Annotated in this window: 26 protein-coding genes, 1 pseudogene and 1 other annotated feature; of the genes and pseudogenes, 11 read left to right on the top strand and 16 right to left on the bottom strand. The window is 52.2% G+C overall.

What is annotated here, in order from left to right; all coding sequences use genetic code 11:
- Positions 1-18 precede the first annotated feature (18 nt).
- The 4 genes from chuS to OGY33_RS20325 are packed head-to-tail and all read left to right on the top strand — an operon-like array spanning position 19 to position 3,632.
- On the top strand, positions 19-1,050 hold the full coding sequence (gene chuS / locus OGY33_RS20340) for a hematinate-forming heme oxygenase ChuS (protein ID WP_048226740.1): 1,032 nt from the start codon (positions 19-21) through the stop codon (positions 1,048-1,050).
- Positions 1,047-1,868: a heme/hemin ABC transporter substrate-binding protein gene (locus tag OGY33_RS20335; protein WP_191238583.1), complete on the top strand. Its 822-nt coding sequence runs from the start codon at positions 1,047-1,049 to the stop codon at positions 1,866-1,868. The genes chuS and OGY33_RS20335 overlap by 4 nt, the downstream gene beginning before the upstream one ends.
- Positions 1,868-2,860 carry a FecCD family ABC transporter permease gene (locus tag OGY33_RS20330; RefSeq protein WP_103014605.1) on the top strand — a complete coding sequence of 331 codons (993 nt, stop codon included), beginning with the start codon at positions 1,868-1,870 and terminating at the stop codon, positions 2,858-2,860. Before OGY33_RS20335 ends, OGY33_RS20330 begins: the two co-directional genes overlap by 1 nt.
- A complete protein-coding gene (locus OGY33_RS20325) occupies positions 2,853-3,632 on the top strand; it encodes a heme ABC transporter ATP-binding protein (protein ID WP_103285104.1) in 780 nt (259 codons plus the stop codon). The genes OGY33_RS20330 and OGY33_RS20325 overlap by 8 nt, the downstream gene beginning before the upstream one ends.
- On the opposite strand, the gene selO is transcribed toward OGY33_RS20325, so the two are convergent.
- From selO to thrS, 14 genes are all read right to left on the bottom strand, one after another.
- Positions 3,629-5,071, bottom strand: a complete 1,443-nt coding sequence (gene selO / locus OGY33_RS20320; protein WP_191238584.1) for a protein adenylyltransferase SelO — start codon at positions 5,069-5,071, stop codon at positions 3,629-3,631. The two genes, OGY33_RS20325 and selO, sit on opposite strands and share 4 nt — an antisense overlap.
- Before the next feature lie 61 nt (positions 5,072-5,132).
- Positions 5,133-5,846 carry an EAL domain-containing protein gene (locus tag OGY33_RS20315; RefSeq protein WP_048214327.1) on the bottom strand — a complete coding sequence of 238 codons (714 nt, stop codon included), beginning with the start codon at positions 5,844-5,846 and terminating at the stop codon, positions 5,133-5,135.
- 318 nt (positions 5,847-6,164) lie between these two features.
- Positions 6,165-6,629 carry an NlpC/P60 family protein gene (locus OGY33_RS20310; protein WP_003832591.1) on the bottom strand — a complete coding sequence of 155 codons (465 nt, stop codon included), beginning with the start codon at positions 6,627-6,629 and terminating at the stop codon, positions 6,165-6,167.
- A 77-nt stretch (positions 6,630-6,706) separates the two neighbouring features.
- Positions 6,707-7,456, bottom strand: a complete 750-nt coding sequence (btuD, locus tag OGY33_RS20305; protein ID WP_149607152.1) for a vitamin B12 ABC transporter ATP-binding protein BtuD — start codon at positions 7,454-7,456, stop codon at positions 6,707-6,709.
- Positions 7,456-8,007, bottom strand: a complete 552-nt coding sequence (locus tag OGY33_RS20300; protein ID WP_048226751.1) for a glutathione peroxidase — start codon at positions 8,005-8,007, stop codon at positions 7,456-7,458. Before OGY33_RS20300 ends, btuD begins: the two co-directional genes overlap by 1 nt.
- Before the next feature lie 60 nt (positions 8,008-8,067).
- Complete coding sequence (gene btuC, locus OGY33_RS20295) at positions 8,068-9,048, bottom strand: vitamin B12 ABC transporter permease BtuC (RefSeq protein ID WP_048214330.1); 981 nt, start codon at positions 9,046-9,048, stop codon at positions 8,068-8,070.
- 121 nt (positions 9,049-9,169) lie between these two features.
- Complete coding sequence (gene ihfA / locus OGY33_RS20290) at positions 9,170-9,469, bottom strand: integration host factor subunit alpha (protein WP_003030571.1); 300 nt, start codon at positions 9,467-9,469, stop codon at positions 9,170-9,172.
- A 4-nt stretch (positions 9,470-9,473) separates the two neighbouring features.
- On the bottom strand, positions 9,474-11,861 hold the full coding sequence (gene pheT / locus OGY33_RS20285; protein ID WP_032943162.1) for a phenylalanine--tRNA ligase subunit beta: 2,388 nt from the start codon (positions 11,859-11,861) through the stop codon (positions 9,474-9,476).
- Between the two features lie 15 nt (positions 11,862-11,876).
- Positions 11,877-12,860 (bottom strand): phenylalanine--tRNA ligase subunit alpha, encoded by a 984-nt coding sequence (gene pheS / locus OGY33_RS20280; RefSeq protein ID WP_003832580.1) that lies wholly within the window; start codon positions 12,858-12,860, stop codon positions 11,877-11,879.
- A gap of 124 nt (positions 12,861-12,984) precedes the next feature.
- Positions 12,985-13,109: a sequence feature (Phe leader region), on the bottom strand.
- The gene (pheM, locus tag OGY33_RS20275) at positions 13,060-13,104 is read right to left on the bottom strand and encodes a pheST operon leader peptide PheM (RefSeq protein ID WP_001386830.1); all 45 of its coding nucleotides are present in this window, start codon (positions 13,102-13,104) and stop codon (positions 13,060-13,062) included. It overlaps the preceding feature by 45 nt.
- A gap of 120 nt (positions 13,110-13,229) precedes the next feature.
- Positions 13,230-13,586, bottom strand: coding sequence for a 50S ribosomal protein L20 (gene rplT, locus OGY33_RS20270; protein ID WP_003030578.1), 357 nt, complete (start codon positions 13,584-13,586; stop codon positions 13,230-13,232).
- Between the two features lie 55 nt (positions 13,587-13,641).
- Positions 13,642-13,839, bottom strand: coding sequence for a 50S ribosomal protein L35 (rpmI, locus tag OGY33_RS20265; protein ID WP_003030583.1), 198 nt, complete (start codon positions 13,837-13,839; stop codon positions 13,642-13,644).
- Between the two features lie 96 nt (positions 13,840-13,935).
- Positions 13,936-14,478 carry a translation initiation factor IF-3 gene (infC, locus tag OGY33_RS20260; RefSeq protein WP_048997935.1) on the bottom strand — a complete coding sequence of 181 codons (543 nt, stop codon included), beginning with the start codon at positions 14,476-14,478 and terminating at the stop codon, positions 13,936-13,938.
- A 3-nt stretch (positions 14,479-14,481) separates the two neighbouring features.
- On the bottom strand, positions 14,482-16,410 hold the full coding sequence (gene thrS, locus OGY33_RS20255; RefSeq protein ID WP_003832572.1) for a threonine--tRNA ligase: 1,929 nt from the start codon (positions 16,408-16,410) through the stop codon (positions 14,482-14,484).
- 304 nt (positions 16,411-16,714) lie between these two features.
- Between thrS and yniD the strand changes: the two genes are divergently transcribed.
- Entirely contained in the window at positions 16,715-16,822 is a 108-nt protein-coding gene (yniD, locus tag OGY33_RS20250; RefSeq protein WP_003030590.1) for a small membrane protein YniD, read from the top strand.
- 164 nt (positions 16,823-16,986) lie between these two features.
- Here the strand turns inward: yniD and OGY33_RS20245 are convergent, their stop codons facing one another.
- On the bottom strand, positions 16,987-17,745 hold the full coding sequence (locus tag OGY33_RS20245) for a DUF481 domain-containing protein (protein ID WP_003832568.1): 759 nt from the start codon (positions 17,743-17,745) through the stop codon (positions 16,987-16,989).
- A gap of 287 nt (positions 17,746-18,032) precedes the next feature.
- Here OGY33_RS20245 and pfkB point away from each other — a divergent pair, with 287 nt between their 5' ends.
- Positions 18,033-18,962 carry a 6-phosphofructokinase II gene (pfkB, locus tag OGY33_RS20240; RefSeq protein ID WP_048226753.1) on the top strand — a complete coding sequence of 310 codons (930 nt, stop codon included), beginning with the start codon at positions 18,033-18,035 and terminating at the stop codon, positions 18,960-18,962.
- Positions 18,963-19,230: 268 nt separating this feature from the next.
- Positions 19,231-20,091, top strand: a complete 861-nt coding sequence (locus OGY33_RS20235) for a fructosamine kinase family protein (protein ID WP_003030598.1) — start codon at positions 19,231-19,233, stop codon at positions 20,089-20,091.
- A 64-nt stretch (positions 20,092-20,155) separates the two neighbouring features.
- Here the strand turns inward: OGY33_RS20235 and OGY33_RS20230 are convergent, their stop codons facing one another.
- Positions 20,156-20,692, bottom strand: a complete 537-nt coding sequence (locus OGY33_RS20230; RefSeq protein WP_191238585.1) for a YniB family protein — start codon at positions 20,690-20,692, stop codon at positions 20,156-20,158.
- 166 nt (positions 20,693-20,858) lie between these two features.
- Here OGY33_RS20230 and hxpB point away from each other — a divergent pair, with 166 nt between their 5' ends.
- The 4 genes and pseudogenes from hxpB to tcyP all read left to right on the top strand — a co-directional run bounded on the left by hxpB (position 20,859) and on the right by tcyP (position 24,646).
- On the top strand, positions 20,859-21,527 hold the full coding sequence (gene hxpB / locus OGY33_RS20225) for a hexitol phosphatase HxpB (protein ID WP_103014598.1): 669 nt from the start codon (positions 20,859-20,861) through the stop codon (positions 21,525-21,527).
- 147 nt (positions 21,528-21,674) lie between these two features.
- Positions 21,675-22,436, top strand: a pseudogene (kduD, locus tag OGY33_RS20220) (2-dehydro-3-deoxy-D-gluconate 5-dehydrogenase KduD).
- A gap of 83 nt (positions 22,437-22,519) precedes the next feature.
- Positions 22,520-23,119: a metal-dependent hydrolase gene (locus tag OGY33_RS20215; RefSeq protein ID WP_008784570.1), complete on the top strand. Its 600-nt coding sequence runs from the start codon at positions 22,520-22,522 to the stop codon at positions 23,117-23,119.
- A 135-nt stretch (positions 23,120-23,254) separates the two neighbouring features.
- Positions 23,255-24,646 carry a cystine/sulfocysteine:cation symporter gene (gene tcyP, locus OGY33_RS20210; RefSeq protein ID WP_191238586.1) on the top strand — a complete coding sequence of 464 codons (1,392 nt, stop codon included), beginning with the start codon at positions 23,255-23,257 and terminating at the stop codon, positions 24,644-24,646.
- The last annotated feature ends 19 nt before the right edge of the window (positions 24,647-24,665 follow it).

Below are 24,665 nucleotides of genomic sequence, written 5' to 3'. Positions count from 1 at the left end.
ATCTGGAAGGAAGAGACAATGAATCATTACACACGCTGGCTGGAACTGAAGAAAGAAAATCCTGGCAAATACGCACGTGATATTGCGGGGTTGATGAATATTAGCGAAGCCGAACTGACCTTTGCACGCGTCGGTCACGACGCCTGGCGCTTGCGTGGCGAAGTGCGTGAAATTCTCAGCGCACTGGAAGCAGTTGGCGAAACCAAATGTATTTGCCGCAATGAATACGCAGTACATGAGCAGGTGGGTGCTTTTACCAATCAGCACCTCAACGGTCATGCCGGACTGGTTCTCAATCCGCGCGCCCTCGATCTGCGTCTTTTCCTGAACCAGTGGGCCAGCACCTTTCATATCAGCGAAACAACCGCCCATGGTGAGCGTCAGAGCATTCAGTTCTTCGACCATCAGGGAGATGCGCTGCTGAAGGTCTATACCACGCAAAATACCCTCGTTGAGGAATGGGCAGCGTTGCTGACCCGTTTCATCTTTGCAGAAAACCCGCCGCTGGCACTGCAACCCGCCAACAATTCTGCGCCTGCCGCCGTCACGGTCGATGCGCAGACCGTCGATCAAGAGTGGCGAGCGATGACCGATGTCCACCAGTTCTTCGGTCTGCTGAAACGCCATGAACTCACCCGTCAACAAGCGTTTAATCTGGTGGGCGACGATCTGGCCTGTAAGGTTTCTAATAGCGCACTGGCGCAGTTACTCGACACCGCGCGTCAGGATGGCAACGAAATTATGGTTTTTGTAGGTAATCGCGGCTGTGTACAGATTTTTACCGGCGTGATTGAAAAACTGGTACCGATGAAAGGCTGGCTAAACATCTTCAACCCAACCTTTACCCTGCATCTGCTGGAAGAGAGCGTGGCCGAAACGTGGGTAACGCGCAAACCGACCGCCGATGGTCACGTCACCAGTCTGGAACTGTTTGCTGCCGACGGTACGCAAATCGCACAACTGTATGGTCAACGTACGGAAGGCGAGCCGGAACAGACACAATGGCGCACACAGATTGACGCGCTAACGCCGAAAGGACTGGCCGCATGAAAAAACTGCTGGCCCTGATCGCGCTGCTGCCCTTCGCCGCACTGGCTGCACCCGAGGAACGAGTTGTTGCCCTCGGTGGCGATGTCACCGAGATCGTATACGCACTGGGAGCACAACCCTCCCTTGTGGCGAGAGACAGCACCAGCCAATGGCCTGCTGCGGCAACCGCGTTACCTGATGTTGGTTATTTGCGCCAGCTCAACGCCGAAGGGATCCTTGCCACACGCCCTACGCTGGTCCTTGCCAGCGCGCAGGCGCAGCCTTCTTTGGTGTTAAAACAGATCGAGCAGAGCAACGTCAGGGTTGTCACGATCCCAGCAAGCAACGATCTTAACGCGATTGATGAAAAAGTTAGGGTTATCGCCGAGGCTACCCATCGGGAGGCCGACGGCGAAACGCTGCGCGCAACGTTACGTCAGGAACTGGCGACGCTCCCGTCATCTGAACTTAATAAACGTGTGCTGTTTATTCTCAATTATGGTGGGATGACCGCGATGGCGGCGGGCCAGCAAACCGGAGCCGATGCGGCGATTCGTGCCGCTGGTCTACGCAACGCGATGCAGGGCGTTAATCGCTATCAGCCGCTGTCACAAGAAGGCGTCATTGCCAGCCAGCCCGATCTGGTAGTGATTTCACAAGAAGGTGTTAAGGCGATGGGTGGCGAGGCAAACCTGTGGGCGCTGCCGGGGCTGGCGCAAACACCTGCGGGGCGGAATAAACAGGTGTTGCAGGTTGACGATATGGCGCTGTTGGGCTTCAGCATTCGCACACCACAGGCTATTTTGCAGCTTCGTGCTAAAGCGGAGCAATTACCCTGATGTCCCGGCGGATCACCTGTTCGTTGTGGATGTTGGCATTGATGCTGATTGTAATGACGGTTCTGGCTACCGGTTTTGGCGCGTTGCGCCTGCCGGTAAGTCTGCTCTGGCGTGATGACGATGAGGCATTGCGTCAAATCTGGCTCACGATTCGTCTGCCCCGCGTCCTGCTGGCGCTGGTGATTGGCGGTTCTCTGGCGCTCGCTGGCTGCGTGATGCAGGGGCTGTTTCGCAATCCACTTGCAGACCCTGGATTACTGGGAATAAGCAGCGGCGCCGCCTGCGCTGTGGCCCTGTGGGTGGTGCTGCCTGTCTCCTTGCCCGCGCTGCTGATGTTGTATGCTCCAATGCTGGCCGCTTTTTTCGGCGCGCTGGCGGCAACGGTAGTGATTTTTATCCTCAGCCAACAGCGCGACGGTTCACTCTCACGCCTGCTGCTGGTCGGCATTGCCATTAACGCGCTCTGTGGGGCGGCGGTTGGCGTTTTGTCGTGGGTCAGTAATGATGCGCAACTGCGCCAGCTGTCGCTATGGGGAATGGGAAGTCTGGGGGCCGCGCAGTGGTCCACACTGTTGGCTGTCACTTCACTGACAATCCCGACAGTGCTGATCATCTGGCGACTTGCTCCGGCGCTGAATCTTCTGCAGCTGGGTGAGGAAGAGGCGCATTATCTCGGCGTTGATGTGCGTACAATCCAGCGTATTTTGCTGCTTTGTAGCGCATTACTGGTTGCCTCAGCCGTGGCGGTAAGCGGCGTGATTGGCTTTATCGGGTTGGTCATCCCACATTTAATACGTATGTGGCTCGGCTCAGACCATCGGGCCGTTATTCCGGGTTCCGTGCTGGCGGGCGCGTTTTTATTGCTGATTGCCGACACGCTGGCCCGTACGGCGGTTGCGCCTGCGGAGATGCCGGTCGGTCTGTTGACCAGTCTTCTCGGCGCACCGTGGTTTTTATGGCTTATTTTTCGTCAGCGAGGACCGCATGGCTGAACATTTCATCGCTGAAGGGCTTCACTATCACGTAGCTGGCAGAGCGGTGATCGACGACGTATCGCTCGCCCTTACAAAAGGTGAACTGGTGGCGCTGATCGGCCCAAACGGTGCGGGGAAATCCACTCTGCTACGCCTGCTGACCGGTTTTCTGAAACCGGCTACCGGGCGCTGCGTGCTGGCGGGCAAACCGCTGGAGGAGTGGCCTACCCAAATGCTGTCGCGACACCGGGCGGTAATGCGTCAGCAAACGCAACTGGGATTTGACTGGCCGGTAGAGGCCGTCATCGCGATGGGTCGCGCGCCCTGGACCCAACGACCGGAACCTGGGCTTATTGCACAGGTAATGGAGATGACCGGATGTACGCCTCTGGCAGGCCGGCAATACGCCGCGCTTTCCGGCGGTGAGCAACAGCGAGTGCAGTTAGCCCGTGCGCTGGCGCAACTCTGGTGCGACGGTGCGCCTCGCGGTTGGTTATTCCTTGATGAACCGACCTCCGCGCTGGATCTTTACCACCAGCAGCATCTGTTGCGCATGCTAAAAACGCTAACCGCTTCGGGTGAGCTGCATGTGTGCATTGTGCTTCACGATCTGAACCTCGCCGCACTGTGGGCAGACAGAATAGTGCTGCTGCACAACGGCAGGCTGGTGTCGCAGGGAACACCGGAAACTGTGTTACAGGCCGATGATCTGAAGCGCTGGTACGGTGCTCAGGTACACGTTGGCCAGCATCCGGCCAACGCTTCCCCGCAGGTATTTCTGGCCCCTTAGCTTGAACAACTCACTTCCAGCCGTTTGCCCCAGTCAGGTGGACGGCTGGCATAGTCGTCATCGCGATCGGCAAACGGGGTACGCAACGCCTGGTGCAACCGATGCAGTTCGGCGTAATCCCCCTGCTCTGCCTGACTAATCGCCCGTTGCGCCAGCCAGTTACGTAATACCATCGCCGGATTTGCCGCCTTCATCTGTGTTTGTCTGACTGCATCGGCAATATTGTCTTGCTGAAGGCGCGAGCGATACCGCGTGAACCAGTCGTCAAATGCTGCGCGGTCGATAAACTCATCGCGCAACGGAGATTGCGCACTGTGCTGCTCCGTTTCGCTGAGCATGCGAAACGTTCGCGTATAGTCGCTTCTTTCTCGCGCCATCAGGCTAAACAGTTCGCTAAGCAGTTCGTTATCGTCTTTCTGCTCGCTAAAGAAGCCGAGCTTTTGCCGCATCCGCTGACCATAGCGAGTTAATAGCGCCAGCTGGTAACTGTCCAGCGCATCATTTAGCGCCTCGACCGGGATAAACGGCGACAGGGTTTGCGCCAGACGTTGCAGGTTCCACAACGCGGCGGCCGGTTGATTATCGAAACTGTATCGCCCCTGGTTGTCAGAGTGGTTGCAGATATAATCAGGCACGTAATCATCAAGAAAACCGAATGGACCGTAATCCATTGTCAGACCCAGAATCGACATGTTGTCCGTGTTCATAACACCATGCGCAAATCCTACCGCCTGCCAGTCAGCGATTAACGTCGCAGTACGCGTGACAACATCGTTAAACCACAGCTGATACTTATCGGCTTCTTCCTGCCATTGCGGCCAGTAATGGCGAATCGCAAAGTCAGCCAACTCGCGCACTTTTTCCGGCTCTCGGCGATAGTAAAAATGCTCAAAATGGCCAAATCGCATATGGCTTTGCGCCACGCGAATGAGCATCGCCCCTGCTTCGACCGTTTCGCGATAAACCGGCGTGTCGCTGGTGACAATCGACAATGCCCGCGTGGTCGGTATTCCCAGGTAGTACATCGCTTCACTGGCCAGGCTTTCACGAATGGTCGAGCGCAGCACGGCACGCCCATCACCCATGCGGGAATACGGCGTGAGTCCGGCGCCTTTCAGGTGCCAGTCAAACGTTGAACCATCCGCGAGCTGTTGTTCGCCCAGCAGGATCCCACGTCCGTCGCCAAGCTGACCAGCCCAGACACCGAACTGATGCCCACTATAAACCTGGGCTAAAGGCGACATCCCGGGGAGCAACGATTCGCCGCCCCAAACGCCTGCACCAGTCGGAATATCAAATAGCGCCGCAGGAATTGCTAATTGCTCCGCCAGCGCATCGTTATGCCAGATAAGGCGCGCGTTTTTCAGAGGGGTGGGTGAAAGCGCGGTATAGGTTGCTGGTAGTTCATCACGCCAGCGAGTGGTAAAAGACAGGGTCATAGGGCCTCCTGCCTCTAGTGTAGACTGTTAATAGCCTGTTAAACACTAGCAAATAAAAGGGTTATATCTTAGCGAGCGAAATTATCTGCGCAGGAGGTACCGCAGGCCACAACCCTCCCTGCATGGCACTGAATCCCACAGGCAAGACGCGCTCCAGCATCTCTTGTGTATCAATTCCGCTAATGATTATTGACTCACAGCTGGGCGATAGTTGCGCCAGAATAGCCCGCATAAACGGTTCAAACGAAATATGTGCAATCCTTTGTTGAACAAAGTTTTTATCCAGCACAACGTGTTTGAACAGGCCGTCAAAAATTGCCCGGGTTGATATACCGCCAGAACCATAGTTTGTCAGGACTAATGGAAATCGCGCAGCAAGTGCGGCCAATACTGGATTATCTTTACCTTTGTTTAACTCCGGATAGCTTTCATTAATAGTCAGCTCCAGAAATGAAAATCGTTCAACTTGTGAAGCAAATTCAGTATCTGATAATAAAGTATTAGCAACTGCTGGCGTTAAATTAATCCAGGCGGATACTTTTCGCTGAATAAAAAAATGTTGGCACGTTTCGATTAATTCTAGTTTTTCTACAAATAAACGACATTGTTCGTCGTCTGACATCCGAGGTAGGACCAGCTCGGTGGGTATACGCACATCCCCATGCGCACTGGCGAAACTGGTGATGATATCGACGAATTCAAGATCGCCTTTTTCGCTTCTCGCAGGAAGAAAAGAGAACTCAGAATGGTAAAGATTATCCAGTGAAACAATCATCGTGCCAGCCCCGCTGCATGGGTGTTATCCGGCATCCTGTAGCAAAGGATGGAGAAATACGTTACTGCTGATGCAAGTAGAGGCCCTTTCATTTTTCCCTTTTTAGCCGGTAAATCGAATCCTTTTTTTTAGCTTATCCTGATTATAAGCGAATATCCAGCTTTGCACTTTTTAATATCTCGGAATAAATCATATTTTTAGCAAGATACGCTCTTAATGTTCAGGGGTATTGTCTAACCAAAAGCAGAAATAAAAGTTAACTTTCAAATGGTGATGTTGAGGCTGCGCACTCGATGGCAGCCTCGGAGTTGCGGGGGATTAAATACGTCGTGCCTGCCAAAAGTTTTTACGCCAGTAAACGTTATCCAGAGACGAGCGCATCACGCCACGACTGGTTGAAGCATGAATAAATTGATTATTGGTATCGTAAATACCAACATGCAGACCGCTTTCCCCAGACCCGGTTTTAAAGAAAACCAGATCGCCGGGCAGCAAATCGTCTTTATCAATTTCGGTACCAATCTTTGATTGCGTACGCGTATCGCGCGGGAGTTGCAGGTCGAATTTATCGCGCATCGTCATCAAAACAAATCCAGAACAATCCACCCCACTACGGCTCATGCCGCCATAACGATAGGGTGTGCCATGCCAGGTTTGTAGCTGATCATTAAGACCGGCGATAACGGCAATAGAATCCGACAAGCGGGCATTTGGCGCAGGCGCACGATGGCTGCTGCAACCCGCCAAAAACAATGCTGTGATGAAAAGGAGCCAAAAGCGCATTCAGTACGAATCCTCTGAATTTTATTTTTATGCCAATTTAGCGTGGAAATTATATGATTTTCAAGAACCCATTTCACTTAAGTGGTTGATATGAGCATTCTGTGCCCTTCAATATCCAAACGTCGGAAGTTGACGCCATAGGCCGCAGACAGATTGGCCGGCGTCAGTACCGCATCTCGTGAACCACTGGCAATTAGTTTCCCGCGTTTGAGTAGCCAGGCTTTATGCGCATGGCGTAAGGTGTGATTAAGGTCGTGGCTACTCATCACAATCGCAATGCCCTGCAAACACAGCTGACTCAACAGTCGGTCCAGTGCGTTTTGTTGCGCGACGTCCAGACTGTTCATCGGCTCATCCAGCAGTAAAAGCTGACCTAATGGATTCGATTGTGGGCAAATCTGCAGGATAACCGCAGCCAGACGCACACGCTGCCACTCACCGCCGGAGAGTTGGTTCACGCCGCGCCCCAGTTTATCTCCCAGGCCGAGCGCATCGGCGATCTCCTGTAACAGATCGGTGCGTGCTTTGTCGGGTTGATGCAGCGTCAGAAAATGCCAGACCGGCATGGCAAACGGCGGATTTTGCTGTTGCGCAAGATAGGCGCGATATTGCGCCAGCCTGGCGGCCGGCCATTCCTCCAACGGCATATCACCAAAAGTGATACTGCCCTCTCCGTTTGTCAGACCCGCCATACGCGCCAACAGCGTACTTTTTCCGGCACCGTTTGGTCCCACTAAATGCAGGATCTCTCCTGCTTTTATCTCACCAGTAAGCGGGCCGAGACGGGTCGATTCCGCGACGTCCTGTAGCTGCATCAATCGAGACATTAGTTTGCCAGCGCCTGCTTGATGGTTTGCACCAGGATGGGATCCTCAGGCGTCATATCCGGTGAGAATCGTTGCAGCACTTTTCCATCGCGACCCACTAAAAACTTCTCGAAATTCCACAGGATATCGTCCGGGTAAAGCGGCGCACGACCTTTGCTCGCCATTCGCTCGTAGAACCCACTGTCCGCAGGCGCAACGGCCGTTGGTGCGGCATCAATCAGCTTCTGATACAGCGGATGGCGTCCCTCACCGTTGACGTCAATTTTGCTGAACATCGGGAAAGTTACGCCCCATGTGGTACTGCAGTACGTTTTTATTTCCTCTTCGCTGCCCGGCTCCTGGCCCAGAAACTGGTTGCAAGGAAAACCAAGAACGCTGAAGCCCTGTTGGTGCCAGGCTTTCTGCAGATTCTCCAGTTGCTCGTACTGCGGCGTCAGTCCACATTTTGAAGCAACGTTGACGATTAACAGCACATTCCCGGAATACGGCTGCAGTGAGGTAACCTCGCCGTCAATGGTCGTCACTTCTGTATCGAGGATAGAGTTTTGCATAGCATCTCCAGAACAACAGGTGGATTTTCAGTTTTTAATCATAGACCGAACCAACGCGTTCTAGCGCGCGGCTTTTAACAATAGCCAGATAAATACCGGTGCACCCATGGTGGCCGTTACCACGCCGATAGGTAACTCAGCCGAGGCCAGCACCAAACGCGCGACAACATCAGCAAACAATAATGCGATTGCGCCAGCCAACGCACAACCTGGCAGTAAAACACGGTGATCGGTGAGGCCGCACAGTCGCAAAATATGCGGGATCACAAGCCCAATAAAACCAATCGCCCCTGCCAGAGCCACGCTCACGCCAACCATCCAGCCAGTGGCAACCACCAGCAGGTTGCGCCAGAACCATAATGGCAGTCCCAGCTGACGCGCAGAAGTCTCTCCTAACGCCAGCATATTCATCGGCTGCGACTGACAGCAAATCCACACCAGCACCGGAATCAACGCCACCATGAGCCAGGCCTGATGCCAGTCTACGCCACCGAAGCCCCCCATCATCCAGTACATCAGCTGTCGTAAGTCAAACGAGGTAGAGAAGTAGATAGCCCATGTCATCAGCGCGCTACAGATTATCCCCAGCGCCACCCCCGCCAGCAGCAGACGGCTGGTAGACAGATGTCGACGGGCGAAACGTAGCAGAATAAGCGTGATAACCAGCGCCCCGGCAATGGCGCAAAGGCCCAACGCCCAGCCGGGGAGTTGCCCCTGCCCCAGCAGCACCGCCGCGATAAGCCCGACTCCCGCGCCGTTAGATACGCCCAGTAATCCAGGCTCTGCGAGCGGGTTTTCAAACAGAGCTTGCATCACTGCGCCAGATAAGGCCAATGCAGCGCCTACCAGCAAAACGGCAAGGGTACGGGGAAGTCGAATTTGCCAGACGAACAGATCGCCGCGGGCGCTGAACCAGTCGCCGGGAGCGATCCATTGTTCTCCTGCGCACAAGCTTAGAATCGTTGCCAGTAGCATAAGTACTGACAGTGACAGTATCCAGCGCACGTTTCGGCGCTGTTGTTGATGGGCGAAAGTCAGCATGTTTTCCATTCTGCTGAAAAGAGATGGAGGTGATTCTACGGTGCTGATTAGGTAGTGAAAAGGAAAAAGGCCGCATAGCGGCCTTTTTAGTTATACGCGTCATACTCTGCGTATCGTTAAATCACTCTTCTTTGGGCGTTGCGTTTTCAACCCGGCTTTTTAACTTCTGTCCGGGTCTGAAGGTCACCACGCGCCGTGCTGTAATGGGAATATCTTCGCCCGTTTTCGGGTTACGGCCCGGACGTTGATTCTTATCACGCAGATCGAAGTTACCAAAACCAGAGAGTTTTACCTGCTCACCATTTTCCAGAGCACGACGGATCTCTTCGAAAAACAGCTCGACCAGTTCTTTGGCATCCCGCTTGCTAAGCCCAAGCTTATCAAACAGATATTCTGACATTTCAGCTTTTGTAAGCGCCATAGGTTCAATCCCTCAATGATGCCTGGAATCGCTCTTTTAATGCCTCTACACATTTGGCGACGGTAGCGGCAATCTCCTCTTCTTCAAGTGTACGGCTGGTATCCTGAAGGATCAGGCTGATAGCGAGGCTCTTATAGCCCTCCGCAACACCCTTACCGCGGTACACGTCAAATAAGTTTACGCCAACTACCTGATTTACGCCAACTTTCTTACACTCGGATAAAATATCCGCAGCGGGAACGTTTTCTGCGACAACGACTGCGATATCGCGACGGTTCGCTGGGAAGCGAGAAACTTCACGCGCCTGAGGCACCACGCGGTCTGCGAGCTTATTCCACTCCAGTTCAAACACCAGAGTGCGACCGTTCAGATCCAGTTTACGTTCCAGTTCAGGATGAACAACCCCAATGAAACCAATACGTTCACCTTTCAGATAAATCGCCGCAGACTGACCCGGATGCAGTGCTGGATTCGCTTCAGCTTTGAACTGAATGTCCGCCAGTTTGCCGGTCAGATCGAGAACCGCTTCCAGATCGCCTTTCAGATCATAGAAATCAACGGTCTCTTTTGCCAGATTCCAGTGTTCATCATGACGGTTACCGCAGATCACGCCCGCCAGCATTAGATCCTGACGGATCCCGAGGTTGGCCTGCGTATCTGGCACGAAACGTAAACCCGTTTCGAAAATACGTACGCGGTTCTGCTGACGGTTCTGGTTATACACTACCGTAGACAGCAAGCCAGTCCACAGGGACAAACGCATTGCCGACATATCAATAGAGATTGGGCTTGGCAGCAGCAGCGCTTCTTCACCCGGATGCAGCAGCGACTGGACTTTCGGGTCGACGAAGCTATAGGTAATGACTTCCTGGTAGCCTTTGTCATTCAGCATGGTTTTTACACGTTTCAGCGACAAATCCGCTTCACGATGCGTACCCATGATAAGACCCGCCTGAATCGGCGTGTTCGGGATATTGTCATACCCGTATACGCGGGCAACTTCTTCGACCAGGTCTTCTTCGATTTCCATATCGAAACGCCAGCTCGGCGCGACCGCTTTCCACTCATCCTGCCCTTCCGTCACGTCACAACCCAGACGACGCAGAATGTCACTCACCTGCTCATCGGCAATATGGTGTCCGATCAGACGATCCAGTTTGCTACGACGAAGCGTAATGGTTGCGCGTTTTGGCAGCGTGGCTTCGTTCGTCACGTCAATGACTGGGCCCGCTTCACCGCCGCAGATATCAATCAGCAGGCGCGTTGCACGTTCCATGGCCTTATGTTGCAGCGCAGGATCGACACCACGCTCATAGCGGTGAGATGCATCGGTGTGCAGACCGTGACGACGCGCGCGACCGGTAATAGACAGCGGGCTGAAGAATGCACATTCCAGCAGGACGTTTTGTGTTTCATCATTCACGCCGGAATGTTCGCCACCAAAGATGCCCCCCATCGCCAGCGCTTTGTTGTGGTCCGCAATCACCAGCGTATCTGCATTCAGCTTCGCTTCGCTGCCGTCCAGCAATACCAGGGTCTCACCCTCTTTTGCCATACGAACAACAATTCCGCCTTCAATGCGGTCTTTGTCGAATGCGTGCATCGGCTGACCCAGTTCGAGCAGCACATAGTTAGTCACGTCAACCACGGCATCGATAGAACGAATACCGCAACGGCGCAGTTTTTCTTTCATCCACAGCGGGGTCGGCGCTTTAACATTGATGCCTTTCACCACGCGGCCCAGATAGCGTGGGCAGGCTTCCACGGCTTCGACCTGAATCGGCAGGACGTCGCTAATGGTCGCGGCAACTGGCGCGATTTCCGGCTCAACCAGCGGGGCTTTGTTCAGTACAGCAACGTCACGCGCTACACCGATGATGCCTAAGCAGTCGGCGCGGTTCGGCGTGACGCTGATTTCGATGGTGTTGTCGTCAAGCTTCAGGTATTCACGGATATCGGTACCAATTGGCGCATCGGCAGGCAGTTCGATAATCCCGTTATGATCGTCGGAAATACCCAGCTCGGAGAACGAGCACAGCATGCCTTCAGATGGTTCACCGCGCAGTTTCGCGGCTTTAATTTTGAAATCGCCCGGCAGAACGGCACCAACGGTTGCCACAGCCACTTTCAACCCCTGACGGCAGTTTGGCGCACCGCAGACGATATCCAGCAGGCGGTCGCCGCCTACATTCACTTTGGTGACACGCAGTTTGTCAGCGTTCGGGTGCTGGCCACACTCAACCACTTCACCCACTACAACGCCGTTGAACGCGCCGGAAACAGGTTCCACACCGTCAACTTCAAGACCCGCCATCGTGATTTGGTTTGACAGCGCATCGCTATCAATCGCCGGATTTACCCATTCGCGTAACCACAGTTCACTGAATTTCATTGTTTTATCCTGCCTTTATTTAAACTGTTTGAGGAAACGCAGATCGTTTTCGAAGAAAGAACGCAGATCGGTAACGCCGTAACGCAGCATAGTAAGACGCTCCATACCCATACCGAATGCAAAGCCGGAATAGATTTCCGGATCGATGCCAACATTACGCAACACGTTCGGGTGAACCATCCCGCAGCCCAGCACTTCCAGCCATTTGCCGTTTTTGCCCATCACGTCAACTTCCGCAGATGGTTCAGTGAACGGGAAGTAGGAAGGACGGAAACGAACCTGCAGGTCTTCTTCAAAGAAGTTGCGCAGGAAATCGTGCAGTGTGCCTTTCAGGTTGGTGAAATTGATGTTGGTATCAACAATCAGCCCTTCCATCTGGTGGAACATTGGTGTGTGTGTCTGATCGTAATCGTTACGATATACACGGCCCGGGGCGATAATACGGATCGGCGGCTGTTTTTCTTTCATGGTGCGGATCTGCACGCCGGAAGTCTGTGTGCGCAGCAGACGCGTCGCGTCAAACCAGAAAGTGTCGTGGTCAGCGCGCGCCGGGTGATGGCCAGGAATGTTGAGCGCATCGAAGTTATGATAGTCATCTTCGATTTCCGGACCGGTCGCCACGGTAAAGCCCAGCTCACCGAAGAAACTTTCAATCCTGTCGATTGTACGCGTCACCGGGTGCAGACCGCCGTTTTCGATACGACGCCCAGGAAGGGAAATATCGATCGTTTCTTCAGCCAGACGAGCATTCAGCGCAGCACTTTCTAATTCGGCCTTACGCGCGTTCAGCGCTTGCTGTACCTGCTCTTTGGCTTCGTTAATCACCGCACCTGCTGCCGGGCGCTCTTCTGGCGGCAGTTCGCGCAGGGTTGTCATCTGAAGGGTCAAGTGCCCTTTCTTGCCCAAATATTCGACGCGGACATTGTCTAACGCGGCAACATCTGAAGCCTGGTTAATGGCGGCCGTTGCACTGGCAACCAGCTCTGCGAGATGTGACATGGTTTTCCTCGTTATGTTGCGATATTCACTAGTCGCTCGTATATACGCAAAATCATTCAAGTTGTATCAACGCGGCCAAAGAGCGAATGCAGCCAATACAGAGACAACTTGAAGGATGACGCGTATAAAAAAAGCCTCCACCAGGGAGGCTTTTAGGCGCTGTTTTCCGTTTCTTCTTTCACGCGCAAGCCTCCTGAGTTCAGGTGCTAAAGTAAAAGAAGAAGCGGAAAATAGCAGCATTCATGCTTGCGTTACCTTGTGTGGTAAAAACCGGACAACCTTTATTGAAAAGGCTTACGGATAAATTGTCAACTAATTGATTGCACTACAAATAAAAGAGAGGGAGCCAGGCTCCCTCTTTTCACCGGCTTATGCCAGAGCTGCTTTCGCTTTTTCGACCAGAGCGGTGAACGCTACTTTGTCGAATACTGCGATGTCAGCCAGGATCTTACGGTCGATTTCAACAGAGGCTTTTTTCAGGCCGTTGATGAATTTGCTGTAAGAAATACCGTTCTGACGTGCTGCTGCGTTGATACGCGCAATCCACAGTTGACGGAACTGACGCTTTTTCTGACGACGGTCACGATAAGCGTACTGACCAGCTTTGATAACAGCCTGGAAGGCAACGCGGTATACGCGAGAACGCGCACCGTAGTAGCCTTTAGCTTGTTTCAAAATTTTCTTGTGACGTGCACGGGCAACTACACCACGTTTTACGCGAGCCATATGTGCTCTCCTGTATCTATATTCTTAGTAAAAAAATGAATTAAACGTTAACGGCTTATGCGTACGGCAGGCACGCGATAACCAGACCCAGATCGCCTTTAGACACGAGGCCTTTTGGACGCAGATGACGTTTACGCTTAGTAGATTTTTTGGTCAGAATATGACGCAGGTTTGCGTGCTTACGCTTAAATCCACCACCACCGGTTTTTTTGAAACGCTTAGCAGCACCGCGTACGGTCTTAATTTTTGGCATTTTAATAACTTCCACTTCGCATTGTTAATAAACGAAACGTAGGCGAACAACGGCTGTGGAACCCGTAGGCTCCACAGACATTGCTACTTGAAGGCCTTACTGTTTCTTCTTAGGAGCGAGCACCATGATCATCTGGCGGCCTTCGATCTTCGTAGGGAAGGATTCGACTACTGCCAGTTCACTCAGATCGTCACGGACGCGGTTGAGCACTTCCATACCGATCTGTTGGTGGGCCATCTCACGACCGCGAAAACGCAGCGTGATCTTAGCCTTATCGCCATCTTCCAGAAAGCGTACCAGGCTGCGGAGTTTTACCTGGTAATCGCCATCGTCGGTGCCAGGACGGAATTTAATTTCCTTAACCTGGATAACTTTTTGCTTTTTCTTCTGTTCCTTAGAAGACTTACTCTTTTCATAAAGGAACTTGCCGTAGTCCATAATACGACAAACTGGCGGTTCGGCGTTAGGGCTGATTTCAACTAAATCTACTCCAGCTTCTTCAGCTTTTTCGATCGCTTCTCTCAGACTCACAATACCCAAAGCTTCGCCTTCCAGACCTGTTAAGCGAACTTCCAGGGCGCGAATCTCGCCATTGATACGATTCGGACGTGCCGTTTGAACTCGTTTTCCGCCTTTAATACCTTATTCCTCCAGTTGTTGAAGACTGCGGCTGCGAATCTCTTGTTGCAGCTTCTCAATCACTTCATTTACGTCCAGGCTGCCCAAGTCTTTGCCACGACGGGTGCGCACGGCAACTTTGCCTGCTTCTACCTCTTTGTCGCCACAGACCAACATGTAAGGGACACGACGTAAAGTGTGCTCGCGGATTTTAAAGCCAATCTTCTCATTTCTCAAGTCTGCTTTTACACGAATACCCGCATTTTGTAGTTTCTGCGTTAATTCGTTAACGTATTCAGACTGAGAATCGGTGATGTTCATGACCACAACCTGAACTGGCGCGAGCCAGGTCGGGAAGAAGCCCGCGAACTCTTCGGTCAGGATACCGATGAAACGTTCCATCGACCCAAGAATTGCACGGTGAATCATAACCGGAACCTGACGCTCGTTGTTTTCGCCAACGTAAGAGGCGCTTAAACGGGACGGCAGGGAGAAGTCCAGCTGTACAGTACCGCACTGCCATGCACGATCGAGGCAGTCATACAGGGTAAATTCAATTTTCGGACCGTAGAACGCGCCCTCACCCAGTTGGAACTCAAACGGGATGTTGTTTTCTTCCAGCGCAACGGCCAGGTCAGCTTCAGCACGGTCCCACATTTCATCGCTACCGATACGTTTTTCGGGGCGAGTGGACAGTTTGACGACGATTTTCTCGAAGCCAAAGGTGCTGTACATATCGTAGACCATACGAATGCACGCGTTAACTTCATCACGAATCTGCTCTTCAGTACAGAAGATATGTGCATCATCTTGAGTGAAGCCACGAACACGCATCAGGCCATGCAGCGCACCTGACGGTTCATTACGGTGGCAGCTACCAAACTCAGCCATACGCAGCGGCAGATCGCGATAGGATTTCAGACCCTGATTAAAGATCTGCACGTGGCCTGGGCAGTTCATTGGCTTAATGCAGTATTCACGGTTCTCAGAAGAGGTGGTGAACATTGCATCTTTGTAGTTGTCCCAGTGACCTGTTTTTTCCCACAGCACACGGTCCATCATGAACGGACCTTTCACTTCCTGATACTGGTATTCTTTCAGTTTTGAACGAACGAATACTTCCAGTTCACGGAAGATAGTCCAGCCATCGTTGTGCCAGAACACCATACCCGGTGCTTCTTCCTGCATATGATACAGGTCAAGCTGTTTACCGATTTTACGGTGATCGCGTTTAGCAGCTTCTTCCAGACGTTGCAGGTAGGCATTCAGGGCTTTTTTATCTGCCCATGCAGTACCATAAATACGCTGCAGCATCTTGTTATTGCTGTCGCCACGCCAGTATGCCCCTGCGGTCTTCATCAGTTTGAAGTGATGGCAGAAACGCATGTTCGGCACGTGCGGGCCACGGCACATATCGACATATTCTTCATGATGGTACAAGCCAGGCTTGTCATCATGGGCAATGTTTTCATCAAGAATGGAGACTTTATAGGTCTCGCCACGCTTCACGAAGGTTTCACGCGCTTCGTACCAGCTGACTTTCTTCTTAATGACATCGTAGTTTTTCTCAGCGAGCTCGTGCATCCGCTTCTCGAGCGCGTCGACGTCTTCCTGGGTTAACGTACGGTCAAGATCGATATCGTAGTAAAAACCGTTATCAACAACCGGTCCGATCGCCATTTTGGTGTGCGGCCAGAGTTGTTTGATCGCGTGCCCTAACAGGTGCGCACAGGAGTGACGAATGATCTCCAGACCTTCTTCATCCTTCGCGGTGATTATGGAGAGCTTCGCATCATGCTCAATCAGATCGGAAGCATCTACCAGCTCACCGTCAACACGGCCAGCAATAGTGGCTTTCGCCAGACCTGGACCGATGTCCAGCGCAACATCCATGGGGCTTACAGCGTGGTCGTAATGGCGTTGGCTGCCATCAGGAAGAGTAATAACAGGCATGTTATATCCTTATTTGCAGTGGTGCCCCACACGTAAGAGCACATACAAAGATTCAATATTTAAAATTATCAAAAAGGTCTGGGCTGATTCCCGCTTCACTCTGCGAAATATGTCACTGGTCTCCTTAGAGACTACACTGGACCTACACCCGCTTTTTGATAACACCGTTTGACAGTGTACACGGCATTACGGGTCGATCAAAGCAACAATCAACGCGCGCTCTATGATGTAAATCAATTCACTGACACCCAACCGTCTTTGTTACACTTGCACAAAGTCATCTAACCTGAGCAGGAAAAAAACAATGCCCACAAATCGCTTTGCGAAGAAACACTGGAAGATGGTTGTGATTCTGCTCGTTATTTGTGCGGCCATGTTGATGCTGCGCTGGGCTGCGATGATCTGGGGCTAAATGACGCTCACCCACTGTTCCGCTTTCGTTTATTTATCGATTAATCGAATTTGTCTGAAAATAGCGCGTTATGGCCAGATAAAAAAATAAAACGCAAATTAAATATTAAATAAACTTAACTTTAATTTAGAAAAGCCAGGTCATTTATTTGACCCGGCTTGTCGTTACATCCGATAGCCGAGGGAAACTGTCGTGCGGCGATCGGTATGCTCCGGCGCTGTTGCCGGCGGTTCAGAGTTCCAGGTCACGTTGTAAGCCACCTTTAACCCAAAGTGCTCGTTGATGGCAACGTTCAGGGCAGTTTCAGAGTTGAGCGTGGTATCGTCAGCGCCGAATACCGACACACCCTGAGTAAACTTGGTATTGTCCGTCATCTGCCATGCATAGGCCCCGGACGCATAGCCCAACGGCTGTGTTTCGGTGGTGCCATCCGTGTGCTCGTCATAGCGCACGCCAGGACCGAATTCGAAACGGAAGCTGTGCACAGGTCCGTTGAGGAACTGACGACCGTAACCTGCGGTCAGTACGTCACGCTCGCGATAACCGTTGTAACGGTCGGTCAACCAGCTTGCCTGCCCAAAGAGATAGTCATAGTCGGTCATGTTATAACGACTACGGCCACCTACGGCATATTTCTCCGATGAACGCTCATCATTTGAGGAGGTATTGCTGGCATTTCCCCACAGAGACCATGCGGTCGTTTGGCCGTACCAGGTCATGGTGGTATCTGCGGTTAAAGAAGAACTTTTTGTGTTGCCTGACTGGGCGAGATATCCCGCGTTCAGGTTACCTTCAAAGGGTTTTTTCGCGCTGGAAGGGTCATCCATGACAGTAAAAACGGAATCATCGGCTACAGCATGCATTGACGCAAGCAGGCCTCCCGTCAGCAATAATGCTGCGGGCACTGTCTTCAAAAGCTTCATTTATTAAGAGTCCGTACAACAAAAAAAGAGACCATTACGGTCTCGGAAACTTTCATATGGATCAATGACAAAAGACCCTTGAAAGGTAACAAATTATAAAAAGACTCGAATAACATAGCAATAAATTCTTATTTCATTTTTTGAATAAGAGCGTTCCTAAACCTTTATTTTATTTATATATCTTTATGACGATAATTTTAAATAAAGATATGAAAAATCATGTTGTTAATTACTTCACTTTCGGGAGGTTAAGTGCCAGACTGAGTTCAGCCTAACAGGAGGTAAAGATGGTACGTATCTATACGTTAACACTTGCGCCCTCTCTCGATAGCGCAACAATCACCCCGCAAATTTACCCGGAAGGTAAGCTTCGTTGTACCTCGCCGGTTTTTGAACCCGGCGGCGGCGGTATCAACGTCGCTCGCGCAATTGCCCATCTTGGCGGAACCGCAACAGCGATTTTCCCCGCGGGGGGAGCAACCGGAGAGCATCTTGTTGCATTGCTCGCCGACGAAAATGTTCCCGTATCTACCGTCGAAGCCAAAGACTGGACCCGACAAAATCTTCATGTCCACGTGGAGTCCAGCGGCGAACAATATCGTTTTGTCATGCCAGGCGCTGCGCTGACCGATGAAGAGTTCTACCAACTTCAGGATCAGGTGCTGGAAATTGAATCTGGCGCGCTGCTGGTCATCAGCGGCAGTTTGCCGCCCGGCGTACAGCTTGAGAAATTGACCCGACTCATTACCACCGCACAAAAACAGGGGATCCGCTGTATTGTCGACAGTTCAGGCGAAGCACTGACGGCGGCGTTAGCCATCGGCAATATCGAACTGGTCAAACCCAACCTCAAAGAACTGAGTGCGCTGGTTAACCGCGAACTGACACAGCCCGATGATGTGCGCAAAGCCGCACAGGAAATCGTGCAAAGCGGAAAAGCGCACCGCGTTGTGGTCTCGCTTGGGCCGCAAGGGGCGCTGGGTGTAGATCGCGATACCTGCGTTCAGGTGGTTCCGCCACCGGTGAAAAGTCAAAGTACCGTAGGCGCGGGCGACAGTATGGTCGGGGCCATGACGCTTAAACTGGCAGAGAACGCGCCTTTTGAGGATATTGTCCGTTACGGTGTCGCCGCCGGTAGCGCAGCAACCCTGAATCAGGGTACGCGTCTGTGCGCTTTGGACGATACGCAAAAAATATATGCATACCTTGCGCAGTAATGGCACCGTCCCCCTTTTAACAGAAGGGGGATGTTCCGGTAAAACTGTCGGCATGGGGGTTATACGTCTATGCTAAAAAATCACGTGATTACAAAGAAGTGAATCATGTGCAGTCAGGTGTATCCACAACGGTACGGGGTGAAGAAGAACGACAAACATTAAGTGCCTTTCCAGCGATGACGCGTCCGTGGTGTGCGTCAGTTCGTGTTTTTTAACCGCATTCTTGCGCTAACCTTATGATCTGGCAGACAACATGGGGAGAGACATCATGTGGCAGGCTATCAGTCGTCTTTTAAGCGAGCAATTAGGTGAAGGCGAAATCGAACTGCGTAATGAACTGCCCGGCGGAGAGATCCACGCCGCATGGCATTTACGCTATGCGGGGCGAGATTTTTTCGTCAAATGCGATGAAAGAGAGCTGTTAACCGGCTTTACGGCAGAAGCCGATCAGCTGGAGCTACTTTCCCGCAGTCAAACTGTATCTGTACCGAAAGTCTGGGCAGTAGGCGCAGACAGAGATTACAGCTTTCTGGTGATGGATTTCCTCCCTCCCCGTCCGCTTGATGCGCATAACGCGTTTATCCTCGGTCAACAGCTTGCGCATTTGCACGAATGGAGCGACCAGCCTCAGTTTGGTCTCGACTTCGATAACGCGCTCTCTACCACGCCGCAGCCAAATACCTGGCAACGTCGCTGGTCAACCTTTTTCGCTGAGCAGCGTATAGGCTGGCAGCTGGAACTCGCCGCTGAAAAAGGCATTGCGTTTGGCAATATTGACGCCATCGTCGAACATGTCCAGCAACGTCTCTCTTCTCATCAGCCGCAGCCGTCTCTCCTGCACGGTGATTTGTGGTCCGGGAACTGCGCCCTCGGTCCTAACGGTCCGTACATCTTTGACCCTGCCTGCTACTGGGGGGACAGAGAGTGTGACCTGGCAATGCTGCCGTTACATACCGATCAGCCGCCGCAAATTTATGACGGTTACCAGTCTGTCTCGCCACTGCCGCTGGACTTTCTCGACAGGCAGCCAATCTACCAGCTCTATACGCTGCTGAATCGGGCAATTCTGTTCGGGGGACAGCATTTAGTTGTGGCGCAGAAAGCGCTGGATAGATTACTGGCGGCTTAACGACGTACCGTGTTGCTTATCAGGCCTGCCGTTTCGCAACGTGGCAGGCCCGATAGAGTGGCACTTACAAAAAGCCCAGCAGTGAGAAGAAGAAGTAGCCGACCACGATAACGATCACCGGCAGAATATAAAGCGGGAAAATTTGTAAGAAGATTGTATGGTGCGGTACCACAATTCGCGACTCAAGTTGCTCGCGGGATAATCCTTCACTGCCCTTTGCTTGTTCCAGAATTAGCTGATCCTCAACGCCTTCGCGTAAGAAACGCGCCTGGCGGCTCATTCTGGCGCCTGAGTCCTGCAGCGCCAGGCCGATAAAAATCAGAATGAATATCAGCCAAAAAACGAGATTCAGTCCACTTTGAAAATCGGGCGTTGGCGAGTTATACCAGAACACGTTAAGAAAAGGTGTGTTCACCCGCATCATGTCGATCATCACATGGGCAAAATCGAGCATGACCGCGTTAATCCCTTCCTGCTTTTCGCTGTGCGCGTACATAAACTTCAGTACTGAAACCAGCGTTGAAATCAGCGCAGGAATGAAAACCACCCATCCCACCAGCCTTTTCAAGATGGCAATGCGTCCAGCTTGTTGATACGTCATGAGTTCCCCTTGATTAAGACGTGTCATTTTGGCCTAAGTTTACCCGTTGATTACCGTTTTCGCCTGATCTTTAAAGGCGGTATACTTCTGAATTAGCCATAATGAACGCTCAGAGTCCGTCCAGGCTGGCTCTAATCCCTTTTATCACCGTAAAGGAGAGGTTGTAATGTCAACCCCGCGTCAAATTCTTGCTGCAATTTTCGATATGGATGGGTTACTGGTCGATTCTGAACCGCTTTGGGATCAGGCTGAACTGGATGTGATAGCAAGTTTAGGCGTTGATATCTCCCGCCGCCATGAACTTCCCGATACCCTTGGCTTACGCATCGACATGGTGGTTGATTTGTGGTTTGCGCAGCAACCCTGGAACGGCCCCTCACGTCAGGAAGTCACCGAGCGCATCATTACCCGGGCCATTGCGTTGGTTGAAGAAACAAAACCGCTGCTGCCAGGTGTTCGTGAAGCTGTGACACTGTGCAAATCTCAGGGAATCAAAGTAGGACTGGCATCCGCCTCGCCGCTACATATGCTGGAAAAAGTGCTGACCATGTTTGATCTGCGCGATGACTTCGACGCGCTGGCTTCTGCAGAAAAACTGCCTTACAGCAAACCGCACCCACAAGTTTACCTCGATTGTGCGGCGAAACTGGGCATTGACCCGTTAAACTGCGTAGCACTGGAAGACTCAGTGAACGGCATGATTGCCTCGAAAGCTGCCCGTATGCGTTCCATCGTCGTACCAGCGCATGAGAATCAGGACGATCCTCGCTTCGTTCTTGCCGACGTCAAACTAACCTCGCTCACCGAACTCACAGCCGCTCATCTGCGCGGCTAATCCTGTAACGGGCAATGATCGTATTGCCCGTCTTTTCAGACCTTCGCCTTTTAAAACACCGTTTCATTTTTAATTGTATTTCTGTTTAACCTCTCCTATCCTTGCCCTATAGCGCAAGCGTTAATGACATAAATAGTTGAGGTAAACATGATTCAGGAAGCTTTTCGTCTCGAGGGTAAAGTCGCCATCGTCACTGGATGTGACACCGGCCTCGGGCAGGGTATGGCAGTGGCGCTGGCTGAAGCGGGCTGCGATGTAGTCGGCGTGAATCGTAAAATACCGCATGAAACCGCAGAGAAAATTAACGCCCTCGGTCGACGCTTTATGGCCATTCAGGCCGACCTCAGTCAACAAGATGCTCTCACCAGCATCGTGACACAAACGGTGTCGGCGTTTGGCCGGGTCGATATTCTGGTCAACAATGCAGGAACTATACGCCGTCAGGATGCGCTGGACTTCAGTGAAAAAGATTGGGATGACGTGATGAATCTGAATCTCAAATCCGTTTTCTTTCTGTCGCAGGCCGTGGCGCGCCAGTTTGTGGCGCAGGGCAATGGTGGAAAAATCATTAACATTGCCTCGATGCTCTCTTTTCAGGGGGGTATCCGTGTACCTTCCTATACCGCATCAAAAAGCGGCGTTCTGGGCATCACTCGCCTGCTCGCCAATGAATGGGCGGCCAAAGGAATTAATGTCAATGCTATCGCGCCCGGCTATATGGCGACCAACAACACCCAGCAACTGCGCGCAGACAGCGAGCGCAATAAGGAGATTATCGATCGTATTCCCGCAGGGCGCTGAGGCACGCCGGATGATCTAAAAGGTCCGGTCGTGTTCCTCGCAAGTCCCGCCTCTGACTATATTCATGGCTATACGCTGGCCGTGGACGGTGGTTGGCTGGCGCGGTAAAGGCGCACTTGTGACAAAGGGTTACAACGTCACCTCTTCCGCCTACTGTATAAAACCCCTATACTGTATGAATCGACAGTTTATTGGGTTTTATCATGACGGCGGAAGGCCACCTTCTTTTTTCTATTGCCTGTGCGGTATTTGCCAAAAATGCCGAGCTAACGCCCGTTCTTGCGCAGGGTGACTGGTGGCATATTGTCCCTTCAGCCATTTTGACATGTCTGCTACCGGATATCGATCATCCCAAATCTCTGCTGGGGCAGCGTCTGAAGTGGATATCAAAACCCATTGCCCGCGCATTTGGCCATCGCGGGTTTACGCATAGCCTGCTGGCGGTTTTTGCCCTGCTGGCCACGTTCTACCTGAAAGTCCCGGATACCTGGATAATACCGGCCGATGCCTTACAAGGTATGGTACTCGGCTATCTTAGTCACATTCTGGCCGACATGCTGACCCCAGCAGGCGTTCCCCTGCTTTGGCCCTGCCGCTGGCGTTTTCGTCTGCCCATCCTCGTGCCGCAAAAAGGCAATCAACTGGAGCGGTTTCTGTGCATGGCACTGTTCGCGTGGGCAATCTGGATGCCGCAGACCGTACAAGAGAACAGCGCGGTACGCTGGTCTTCGCAGATGATTAATACGCTACAAATGCAGTTCAATCGTTTCATAACGCATCAGATTGACTAATAAATCAGCCAAAAAGTCATTTTCGGTATAAACAATTCCATTTGAATATAAGAGGCAAGTCACAGTTCTGCTAATCTTGCGCCAACAGAATCACCTTTCAATGGTGATACGCATAATAAGATCAGGAGAACGGGGATGAACTTTCCATTAATCGCGAACATTATCGTGTTCGTAGTGCTGCTGTTCGTGCTGGCGCAAGCCCGTCACAAACAGTGGAGTCTGGCAAAAAAAGTACTGGTCGGTCTGGTCATGGGTGTGGTGTTCGGCCTCGCGCTGCACACCATTTATGGCTCCGACAGCCAGGTTCTTAAAGATTCAGTACAGTGGTTCAACATTGTCGGCAACGGTTATGTCCAGTTGCTGCAAATGATTGTTATGCCGCTGGTCTTTGCGTCTATTCTCAGCGCCGTTGCTCGTCTGCACAACGCCTCTCAGTTAGGTAAAATCAGTTTCCTGACCATCGGAACGCTGCTGTTTACTACGCTGATTGCCGCACTGGTAGGTGTTCTGGTGACCAACCTGTTCGGCCTGACCGCCGAAGGTCTGGTGCAAGGTGGTGCCGAAACCGCCCGTCTGAACGCGATTGAAACCAACTATGTTGGCAAAGTGGCTGACCTCAGCGTTCCGCAACTGGTGCTGTCGTTTATTCCGAAAAACCCGTTTGCCGATCTGACTGGCGCGAACCCGACGTCGATTATCAGCGTGGTTATCTTCGCCGCATTCCTGGGTGTAGCCGCACTGAAACTGCTGAAAGATGATGTACCAAAAGGCGAGCGCGTTCTGGTCGCTATCGATACCCTGCAAAGCTGGGTGATGAAACTGGTTCGTCTGGTGATGCAGTTGACGCCGTACGGTGTTCTGGCGCTGATGACCAAAGTGGTTGCAGGTTCCAACCTGCAGGACATCATCAAGCTGGGTAGCTTCGTCGTGGCCTCTTATCTCGGTCTGGGCATTATGTTCGTGGTTCACGGGATTCTGCTGGGTATTAACGGCGTTAGCCCGCTGAAATACTTCCGCAAAGTGTGGCCGGTGCTGACTTTCGCCTTCACCAGCCGCTCCAGCGCAGCCTCAATTCCGCTGAACGTTGAAGCGCAGACCCGTCGTCTGGGCGTGCCTGAATCCATCGCCTCATTTGCCGCCTCGTTTGGTGCCACGATTGGTCAGAACGGTTGTGCGGGCCTGTACCCGGCAATGCTGGCAGTAATGGTTGCACCGACCGTCGATATCAACCCACTGGACCCAATGTGGATTGCCACGCTGGTTGGTATCGTGACCGTGAGCTCCGCAGGGGTTGCGGGTGTCGGTGGCGGTGCAACATTTGCCGCGCTGATCGTCCTGCCCGCTATGGGTCTGCCGGTCACACTGGTTGCGCTGCTGATCTCCGTTGAGCCGCTGATCGATATGGGTCGTACCGCGCTGAACGTAAGCGGTTCCATGACTGCCGGTACGCTGACCAGCCAATGGCTCAAGCAGACTGATAAAACGATTCTGGACAGCGACGATAACGCCGAACTGGCGCATCGCTAAGTCTGTCAGCTAAAAAACA

The organism is Citrobacter sp. Cpo032 (assembly GCF_030332975.1).
Classification (GTDB): Bacteria; Pseudomonadota; Gammaproteobacteria; order Enterobacterales; family Enterobacteriaceae; genus Citrobacter; species Citrobacter portucalensis.
Note: the sequence above shows the minus strand (reverse complement) of the source record. Positions and strands in the feature narration are given on the sequence as shown.

Bases quoted from the DNA above. Each gene is read 5' to 3' on its own strand.
- OGY33_RS20230 (WP_191238585.1), bottom strand. From the start codon at position 20,692: ATGACGTATCAACAAGCTGGACGCATTGCCATCTTGAAAAGGCTGGTG.
- hxpB (WP_103014598.1), top strand. From the start codon at position 20,859: ATGTCAACCCCGCGTCAAATTCTTGCTGCAATTTTCGATATGGATGGG.
- OGY33_RS20235 (WP_003030598.1), top strand. From the start codon at position 19,231: ATGTGGCAGGCTATCAGTCGTCTTTTAAGCGAGCAATTAGGTGAAGGC.
- OGY33_RS20300 (WP_048226751.1), bottom strand. From the start codon at position 8,007: ATGCAAAACTCTATCCTCGATACAGAAGTGACGACCATTGACGGCGAG.
- rpmI (WP_003030583.1), bottom strand. From the start codon at position 13,839: ATGCCAAAAATTAAGACCGTACGCGGTGCTGCTAAGCGTTTCAAAAAA.
- btuC (WP_048214330.1), bottom strand. From the start codon at position 9,048: ATGCTGACTTTCGCCCATCAACAACAGCGCCGAAACGTGCGCTGGATA.
- OGY33_RS20325 (WP_103285104.1), top strand. From the start codon at position 2,853: ATGGCTGAACATTTCATCGCTGAAGGGCTTCACTATCACGTAGCTGGC.
- pfkB (WP_048226753.1), top strand. From the start codon at position 18,033: ATGGTACGTATCTATACGTTAACACTTGCGCCCTCTCTCGATAGCGCA.
- OGY33_RS20330 (WP_103014605.1), top strand. From the start codon at position 1,868: ATGTCCCGGCGGATCACCTGTTCGTTGTGGATGTTGGCATTGATGCTG.
- pheS (WP_003832580.1), bottom strand. From the start codon at position 12,860: ATGTCACATCTCGCAGAGCTGGTTGCCAGTGCAACGGCCGCCATTAAC.
- OGY33_RS20245 (WP_003832568.1), bottom strand. From the start codon at position 17,745: ATGAAGCTTTTGAAGACAGTGCCCGCAGCATTATTGCTGACGGGAGGC.
- OGY33_RS20335 (WP_191238583.1), top strand. From the start codon at position 1,047: ATGAAAAAACTGCTGGCCCTGATCGCGCTGCTGCCCTTCGCCGCACTG.
- OGY33_RS20315 (WP_048214327.1), bottom strand. From the start codon at position 5,846: ATGATTGTTTCACTGGATAATCTTTACCATTCTGAGTTCTCTTTTCTT.
- selO (WP_191238584.1), bottom strand. From the start codon at position 5,071: ATGACCCTGTCTTTTACCACTCGCTGGCGTGATGAACTACCAGCAACC.
- pheT (WP_032943162.1), bottom strand. From the start codon at position 11,861: ATGAAATTCAGTGAACTGTGGTTACGCGAATGGGTAAATCCGGCGATT.
- rplT (WP_003030578.1), bottom strand. From the start codon at position 13,586: ATGGCTCGCGTAAAACGTGGTGTAGTTGCCCGTGCACGTCACAAGAAA.
- ihfA (WP_003030571.1), bottom strand. From the start codon at position 9,469: ATGGCGCTTACAAAAGCTGAAATGTCAGAATATCTGTTTGATAAGCTT.
- thrS (WP_003832572.1), bottom strand. From the start codon at position 16,410: ATGCCTGTTATTACTCTTCCTGATGGCAGCCAACGCCATTACGACCAC.
- yniD (WP_003030590.1), top strand. From the start codon at position 16,715: ATGCCCACAAATCGCTTTGCGAAGAAACACTGGAAGATGGTTGTGATT.
- chuS (WP_048226740.1), top strand. From the start codon at position 19: ATGAATCATTACACACGCTGGCTGGAACTGAAGAAAGAAAATCCTGGC.
- tcyP (WP_191238586.1), top strand. From the start codon at position 23,255: ATGAACTTTCCATTAATCGCGAACATTATCGTGTTCGTAGTGCTGCTG.
- OGY33_RS20310 (WP_003832591.1), bottom strand. From the start codon at position 6,629: ATGCGCTTTTGGCTCCTTTTCATCACAGCATTGTTTTTGGCGGGTTGC.
- btuD (WP_149607152.1), bottom strand. From the start codon at position 7,456: ATGTCTCGATTGATGCAGCTACAGGACGTCGCGGAATCGACCCGTCTC.